Below are 8,160 nucleotides of genomic sequence, written 5' to 3'. Positions count from 1 at the left end.
ATTATTGCTTTTGAGCAAAACGCATTTTAAAGAGAGTAAATTTTAGTGTTAAGTACAAATAACATCACAATGCAATTTGGCAGTAAGCCATTATTTGAAAACATTTCGGTTAAATTTGGTAACGGTAATCGCTATGGGCTTATCGGTGCTAATGGCTGTGGTAAATCGACCTTTATGAAAATTATTGGTGGTGATCTAGTGCCGACATCGGGTAATGTATCGCTCGATCCACATGAAAGATTAGGTAAATTACGCCAAGATCAGTTTGCTTTTGAAGATTTTACCGTACTTGATACCGTCATTATGGGGCATACCGAATTATGGCAAATCAAACAAGAACGCGATCGTATTTACTCGCTTCCGGAAATGAGCGAAGAAGACGGGTTTAAAGTGGCTGATTTAGAAATTCAATATGCTGAAATGGATGGTTATAGCGCTGAGTCTCGTGCTGGCGAATTATTATTAGGTGTTGGTATCCCCATTGAACAACATTACGGGCTAATGAGTGAAATCGCGCCAGGTTGGAAGTTACGGGTATTGTTAGCCCAAGCCCTATTTTCAAATCCTGATATCTTATTGCTTGATGAACCAACCAATAACTTAGATATTGATACGATCCGTTGGCTTGAGGAGACGTTAAATCAACGCGAAAGTACGATGATTATTATTTCGCATGACCGCCATTTTTTAAATATGGTTTGTACCCATATGGCCGATTTGGATTATGGTGAATTGCGTGTCTATCCTGGTAATTACGACGATTATATGACCGCGTCAACTCAAGCCAGAGAGCGCTTATTAGCTGACAATGCCAAAAAGAAAGCACAAATAAGTGAATTGCAATCGTTTGTAAGTCGTTTTAGTGCCAATGCTTCTAAATCCAAGCAAGCGACATCACGCGCCAGACAAATTGAAAAAATCAAACTTGAAGAAGTCAAAGCTTCCAGCCGTCAAAACCCATTTATTCGCTTTGAACAGGATAAAAAGCTGTTTCGCAATGCCCTTGTTGTTGAAAATCTGACGAAAGGTTTTGACAACGGTCCACTATTTAAAAATCTTAAATTAATGGTTGAAGTGGGCGAGAAAGTCGCAATTTTAGGGACTAACGGTATCGGTAAAACCACCCTACTAAAAACCTTAATGGGCGAACTGACACCAGAACAAGGCGAGATCAAATGGTCAGAAAATGCCAATATTGGTTATTACGCGCAAGATCATGAATATGAATTTGATGAAGACTTAACCGTATTTGACTGGATGAGTCAATGGAAGCAACCCACCGACGATGAGCAAGCGGTACGTAGTATTTTAGGGCGTTTATTATTTTCGCAAGATGATATTAAAAAACAAGTTAAAGTTCTATCTGGTGGTGAAAAGGGACGCATGTTATTTGGTAAATTGATGATGCAACGCCCGAATATTATTGTCATGGATGAGCCAACAAACCATCTTGATATGGAATCAATTGAATCACTCAATATGGCATTAGAGCTTTATCAGGGCACACTATTTTTTGTTTCACACGACCGTGAGTTTGTAAGTTCCTTAGCGACTCGAATTGTTGAAATTACACCTGAAAAAGTGAACGATTATACGGGTAATTATGAAGATTATCTGCGTAGTCAAGGAATTGAATCATAGCCATTAATAAAAATAGCCACTAAATGTGGCTATTCAGATTGATGACAAACCTCGATATAATTCGGGGTTTATTTTTTTATTTAAACCATAAATAGGATTTTTAATTTGGATTTTATTAAATAAATTAAAAAATAGCCTAAAAAAACGTAACAAAAATAACTTTATCGCTATTTTCTTGATATTTTGAGCCGTTGTAGCCAATAAACACTGCATTTGAACCTGCGCTCTATCGTTTCTTTTCGCCGAGCATAGACTTTTTTACCCCACTGACTTAAATGAATCTCGTTGGCTTTTTCTTTATCTGCTTCCCAGATATGCCGTGTGATGACTTTCTGTGTATTTTTACTCTGTGTACACTGTGACAATAACGGACAGATTTTGCAGGTTGTTGCATCAGAATGATAATGACGATAACCTTCCCTGCTGGTAGTTTTATATATTAATGTTTGCCCGTTTGGGCAAGTATAAGTATCGTTTTGACGGTTATAGATAAACTGCTTTTTTCTGATGGGATTCGCACCATGGGTGGGGCGACGATAACCCAACACCGGATATATCTGCTCTGCCAGCAGTAAATGGCAAATGGGAGCCGTAAAATAACCCGCATCAAGACCGACACCAACCGGATTAAAGCCAAACCGCTCTAACTGGCGTTTTAATCGAGCCATATAAGGCTGGGGATCATGGATATTTCCGGCTGTGACATAGGTATCGGTAATTAAATTATGTTTGCCATCAACCGTTCGGTGATCTAAGTAGAAGAATCCTTTAGGCTTGCCTTCCCGATGCATAAAGCCACTGTCCGGAGCTGTTGTACTGACTTTAACATCCTTGTATTTCTCTACCGTCGATGGCTTTAAGGCTTTTTCCCGTTTAATTCTCTTTTTGCGTTGATGGCTTGATTAAGCGCATCAATATATTGACTGGGCTCAACAATACGCTGCTCATTACGTGCCTTGCCTTTATTGGCATTTGCTTTCAGGTGAGTACTGTCCGTATATAATACCCGACCAATTATCAACTCTTTGGAAATGGCCTGCTCAACAATATTATCAAAAATCTGTTGATAGATTTCACTGTCATTAAACCGACGGCGACGATTTTGGCTAAGTGTTGAGGCACCAATCACTTTTTCGGTTAATCCCATTCCCAGAAACCAGCGGTAAGCTAAATTGACCTGAATTTCCTGAACCAGACGACGTTCACTGGGGATACCGGAAAGATACCCCAATAGCATGATTTTAAACAGTCTGACCGGATCTTCTGCCGGACGACCGTTATTATGGTAATAAAATGATACTACCGCTTCTCGAATAAATTCAAAATCAATGACTTTAGCTATTTTACGAACAAGATGATTTTGAGGGACAAGCGCATCTAGCGAGATTTGCTCTATTTTTTTCTGGTGTCGCTGGAGTTGGTTTTTTTAGCATAGAAGAATTCCTCTTATAATGGACTCCTCTCTATTAGATCAAAGAACTCGCCAAAAAGCGAGCTCTTTGTCATCAATCTGAAATTTATAAATAAATTTTTATTTAACATACAATTCAGATATATCTAATTTAAATTCATCATAAATATCAAGCTTTTTCATAATATGCACTAAAACTTGATTTAAATATCTGGATGTAATCGGGATGAATTGTAGCCTAAGCTTTCCTTTTCTGCTTTACAGCCCAATTCTTCGTTTGAATCATAAACTAAATTAAGAAGCTCCGCCACACCAGCCTTAAATACATTTTCTTTTACGAAATTCAACCAATTAACATAATCATTATTAACTTGATACTTATTGAGAAAAAGCATATCTCTACTGAACAAATGAAAGCCCCAAAAGCCCACAATGTACGGTTATCCAATGAAACTTTAAGGTTATTAGCACAAAAACTACTAGGGAGTAATAGTGAATATGTGTCTCCTAACTGTATTAAACATAATGAACCACTTAATCCCCAAAAACTAACGCCGCAAGCGTATAGGCTACGGAGGTCAGCTAGTAGCACATGGCTTACGCTCTATCGCTATTACCATCAATGAACGAAGCCAAACTTAAACCCGATATGATTGAAGTAGTATTAGCGCATAACAATAAAAACAAAGTAAGACTAGCCTATAACGCTCAACTTATATAGCGCAATTCAAAGAATTAATGATTTGGCGTGGAAAAAACGGGTTTATAAAAATTAGATATGAGCGTTAATAAAGCCCCTATATAGGGCTATTCATTCATAGTTATACTTTTTTTTTCAAAAATTCTAGCTGTTTTTCACTTAAAATAACTTGCTCTTTTGATAGGTAATCAGTATTTGTTTCAATTATAGTTACTTTTTGTGTACTACCATTTTTATATGAGATCCTAACTAAGCGAGAAAATGCACCTTGATTAATCCATAAATCCTCATAAGTATTAATTCTCGCTTCATAGAAAAAGCAAAACTTTAATTTTCGTTGTTTATTATAACTTTTACTTGGCAAATAGTTTATTAGGGTTACATAAATATAGGGTAAGAGTTGTGGATTAAGATTTGTATATTCGTAAATATTGAGTTTTTTTGCTTCATTAAGAATTGACAAAAACTCTGAAAAGTCAAAGAATGGAATAATTTCTTTCAACCTTTCCCAAATTTTACCTATATTTTCTTTAGCAAAATTAAGGTTTTGTTGTCGTATTTCTGCGTTTTGTTTTGTTATTGGCAAGTTACCGTAGGATCTTTTATTTGCTTCTTTTGTTGGGCAATAATATTCATCATTGTGATAAAAATGCCCATCATCCTTTTGTTTTCCTGCTCTGACTTTCAGACGCCTTTCACAAACAGGACAGCGAGCACCTGGCGCATCATTAGGTTTTTGAAAATTATGATCTAATGCAAATTTTAGGTATTCCGTATAAGAAATTAGCTTATTATTATATGGATGTAATGCACTAAACATTTTATTCTCCTTGTTATATTAAGCTCTTTTAAATTCTGAAATGGCAACATATATTCAATCAAAAAATTAAGAGCTGTCTGTTTTTTAAACTCAACTGTAGGCAAGTAGCCTAACGACGAATATAACTCTGTTATTATTATACCAATATGCATATGCAGAAAAAGAATGTTATAACTCCATAGTCGAGATGAGGAATTGACCTTTATAAACTCCGTTTAATCGTTTTAAATGTCGCTTCCACCACCGCTATAGGTAAATAACAATAAAAAAGAGCTTAATCCTATTAAGTCATTTTATTATATCGGCTTATTTATTAATAGCTAAGTTTATTTCTCTGCTTCAACTATATTAAATACAGGTGGAATTGTTAACTTAATCGAATAACATTGCGCATTGTTTTTTCTGATATAAACAACGTCCTTGACATGGATATTCATATTATTTGATGATAGCGTAAAATTTTTATACGTTATTCGTGTAATGTTTAATGACAAAAAACCATTAAAAATACATTATATATTTTATGTGTGTTATAAGTGATAAGTCCACTAATTATTGGCTCTATTCGCTTTCACCGATAGAGCCAAAAAATATTAATTAACTATCACACGACCATTTAAAGGCTGAATTGGACGGTTGTTATCATGATGTATGATTGAGTGGAATTTTTCAATTTGTTTGGCAGATGCGCTACTTTCTTGTTCTAAAATAATCCATCTCACACCTTCCGTACAAGGCGGTGTTGTTAGTGAGCCGCTAAAACGGTAAAAATCTAATCTATTTGGCAATAATGCCTTAATATTAACCGACTGACTTAATGTCGCAGTGTTTCCTACTTGTGTCGGAATATGTTGCCAAGCTTTAGCTAATTCGGGGTTAGATTTTCCCCTATTAAACATAAGACCAACAACCGTTAAGTCACCATTGTCATTTTTATAAACAAAGTGAGCTTCCATCGGAAAGGGTTTACTTTTAATCATATTTTCGCTTGGTGCATGAAAATGGAATTGTTGTAACGTAAAGATTTCATTATCAATTTCTAAGGTATTACCTTCGTTAACATTGATTTGAATGGTATGGCCGTTGTTGATGATTTCTTGCTTGCTGGGTTTAAACGCCAGTTTAAGTTTATCATGATGGGTTTTTAGTACATGTTCAATATTGATCGGCGATTGATTTTTGCCGTTTTCACAGGTTGAAAATTCAGGTGAAAGTTTTCCCCAATTTTCGGGTTTAAATTCGCCTTCATAATCCCAATGCGGAGCAGGCTCTACAGCAGCACAAGATAAACTGGTTGCCATTAAGGCTGCAATAATTACATTAAATTTCATGTTGATTTTACGTTAGAAAGTTGTTTATGGGTAACCAAATTATACGCCACAAAAAACCACCTTACTACAATCACACATCATCACTTTTTGATATTTTTATAAAAAAATCGTTTGACATTTATACAAAAAAACCAGCTAAAAAATAGCTGTTTTTCTGGTACTAATTTTACTCAATTTTTATTATGATAATGTCTAATTGTTTATGTTGAGTAACGCTTCACAGCTTAGGCATCGTCATCCGGGGAAGTGCTTTTTGACTTTCCGTCATTAAAGTACAAGTTTGCTAGATACCCCGCTCAGCACTCCGCCTTATGCGGGGCTTGGTTCTTTTGATGGCTTGTCCTTGATTTGCACCATAACCCCAACTGCGACCTACAATTAGGTACTTAATGCTAAGGAGTGACGCAATCGATACCACCGTAGGTTCCGTTTTCTTCTATCCCCAATATTGGTCCGTTAAGCCAGTGCGCAGCTAGCCTATGATCTCCTTGTTTGTCACTCGACCAAGAATATATTGTGCCATTGTTGTACCCCCCTTCACTGCCCCACTCAGCCATGACTCCAGCTCCTATTTGACGCTGAAAATAATTTCCATTTGATGATGGTTTGCCTCCAACTGCACCCTGACAACGCGGTTGTGCACCCAAACCAGAACAGACGGCGTTAGTTAGCTCCTTTATCTGTGGCACACGATAACCTAAACCACGACACCAAGTTTCTGCTTCAGAATAAATTCTTTTTTTATTTTTAGCTCCGTTAACGAACCATTTCTGTAATACAAATCCATATTTTACTACTGTATTACCACGACTATCTCTACCCACTAACTCAAATGTCTGCGGCAAATTTGGCTTAGTAATTGGACTAGGATGAGGACTGTTCAATTGGCTCTTTGCCTCTGGACCTTTTAACGTAACACGCGTTACTGGTACTGAATGATCGGATATCCAATAATCAACTGCATTTGGTAACGCCCTTGTTACAGTAGCGGTTATTCCCCCATGCGTAACGGGTAACCACGTTAGTTGACTGGCATCAATTCCACCTATATCTAAATCAAAATAGAAACCATCAACTCCTGTTGTCGGAAAATTAAGACCATAAGATGATGGATTTATTGACTGAGTAAGAAAACCTTTATCTGGATTCCAGACAGTAGCCGGACCATTATGGTCAAGCTTAATGCCGTGTATCCAAGTTTCCGTTGAGGCTATTACATCTGGTCTTGCAAAGCAAATAAATGGTGATGATTTTGGATTAATATAATATGTTGCTGTGTCACCAGTGAAAGTACTACTATTAGGAACGCCGTAACGGGTACTTAAACTACCCTCTTCGCTACTTATTACCACTTTATAAGGCGCATTACATATCATTAATACTTCACTACGATTCACTGTTTTACCATTCTTATCTGTAATACTAACCGCTAAATTCCCTGTTGCGGTTATCTCTCCTGCTTCCTGCCCATCGCCATCATCATCGCCCCAATAATTATAGTTTGTTACTAACTCATTTAAACTTACAGAATTAGTTGATGGCGGGACTAACATTTGAATATCAGCAAAGCTTTGACCCACTGCAGGTAACTCAATTGGATTTGCGGGTGATGAACTATTGGTTGTAGGGGTGAATTCTCGACCATCCGATAATTTAATACCTAATAACTCCGTTGTTGTGGTCACTTTGGTTTTACCACCATCAAACGTTAAATACGGGGCACTACCTTGAATCACTTGGCTAGTATGTACCGTTAATGCTTGCGAACCTTGCGAATACGGCAATAACAATACTGGCGCTAATGCCAACGGGATTTTTTTAAATAATTTGGTGGATAATTTTGATGATATAAACGAGCGAAGTGTAAAAAACCGGCTAATGCAATTGTTGGATAAATTTAAGGCATAGGCTTGCCCTGTCTGTTGTCTGTTGTCTGTTGTCTGTTGTCTGTTGTCTGTTGTCTGTTGTCTGTTGTCTGTTGTCTGTTGTCTGTTGTCTGTTGTCCAAGATTATACTGCATAACATCCCACCTTACAAATAAAATATTGTTTTATTTATTTTTTATGATTATTAGCCTGTAAAAAAGCTAATTTAATTTTTACCGTTAAAATTATAATGTTAAAAAAAAGCTTGGCTAGTTTTTTTTGTGATTTTTTGTAAAGGAATGTAAAAAAAACATATTAAGCTTTGGAGAAAGCTTTAAGGGATTGAAATTTTTTTGATTTTTGTAAAAAACAACAAGGTAAAAACATAATAA

General features: G+C 36.4%; 6 protein-coding genes and 1 pseudogene. 2 read left to right on the top strand and 5 right to left on the bottom strand.

Annotated features, from left to right (window positions below; translation table 11 throughout):
* Positions 1-45: 45 nt before the first annotated feature.
* Entirely contained in the window at positions 46-1,641 is a 1,596-nt protein-coding gene (locus A9G30_RS12140; RefSeq protein WP_065567197.1) for an ABC-F family ATPase, read from the top strand.
* A gap of 33 nt (positions 1,642-1,674) precedes the next feature.
* Here the strand turns inward: A9G30_RS12140 and A9G30_RS12570 are convergent.
* Both A9G30_RS12570 and A9G30_RS12125 read right to left on the bottom strand, forming a co-directional pair.
* A pseudogene (locus tag A9G30_RS12570) lies at positions 1,675-3,074 on the bottom strand (IS1182 family transposase).
* 181 nt (positions 3,075-3,255) lie between these two features.
* A complete protein-coding gene (locus A9G30_RS12125; protein ID WP_065589118.1) occupies positions 3,256-3,483 on the bottom strand; it encodes a hypothetical protein in 228 nt (75 codons plus the stop codon).
* Between the two features lie 161 nt (positions 3,484-3,644).
* Here A9G30_RS12125 and A9G30_RS13410 point away from each other — a divergent pair, with 161 nt between their 5' ends.
* Positions 3,645-3,773 carry a hypothetical protein gene (locus A9G30_RS13410; protein WP_255305784.1) on the top strand — a complete coding sequence of 43 codons (129 nt, stop codon included), beginning with the start codon at positions 3,645-3,647 and terminating at the stop codon, positions 3,771-3,773.
* A gap of 100 nt (positions 3,774-3,873) precedes the next feature.
* On the opposite strand, the gene A9G30_RS12120 is transcribed toward A9G30_RS13410, so the two are convergent.
* The 3 genes from A9G30_RS12120 to A9G30_RS12110 form a co-directional block, all read right to left on the bottom strand.
* Positions 3,874-4,572, bottom strand: coding sequence for a hypothetical protein (locus A9G30_RS12120; protein WP_065589117.1), 699 nt, complete (start codon positions 4,570-4,572; stop codon positions 3,874-3,876).
* Between the two features lie 593 nt (positions 4,573-5,165).
* Positions 5,166-5,903 carry a carbonic anhydrase gene (locus A9G30_RS12115; RefSeq protein ID WP_065589116.1) on the bottom strand — a complete coding sequence of 246 codons (738 nt, stop codon included), beginning with the start codon at positions 5,901-5,903 and terminating at the stop codon, positions 5,166-5,168.
* A gap of 392 nt (positions 5,904-6,295) precedes the next feature.
* A complete protein-coding gene (locus tag A9G30_RS12110; protein ID WP_141672110.1) occupies positions 6,296-7,711 on the bottom strand; it encodes a hypothetical protein in 1,416 nt (471 codons plus the stop codon).
* Between the last annotated feature and the right edge of the window lie 449 nt (positions 7,712-8,160).

The sequence above is a fragment of the Gilliamella sp. Fer4-1 genome (assembly GCF_001690515.1).
GTDB classification, from domain to species: domain Bacteria; phylum Pseudomonadota; class Gammaproteobacteria; order Enterobacterales; family Orbaceae; genus Gilliamella; species Gilliamella apicola_C.
Note: the sequence above shows the minus strand (reverse complement) of the source record. Positions and strands in the feature narration are given on the sequence as shown.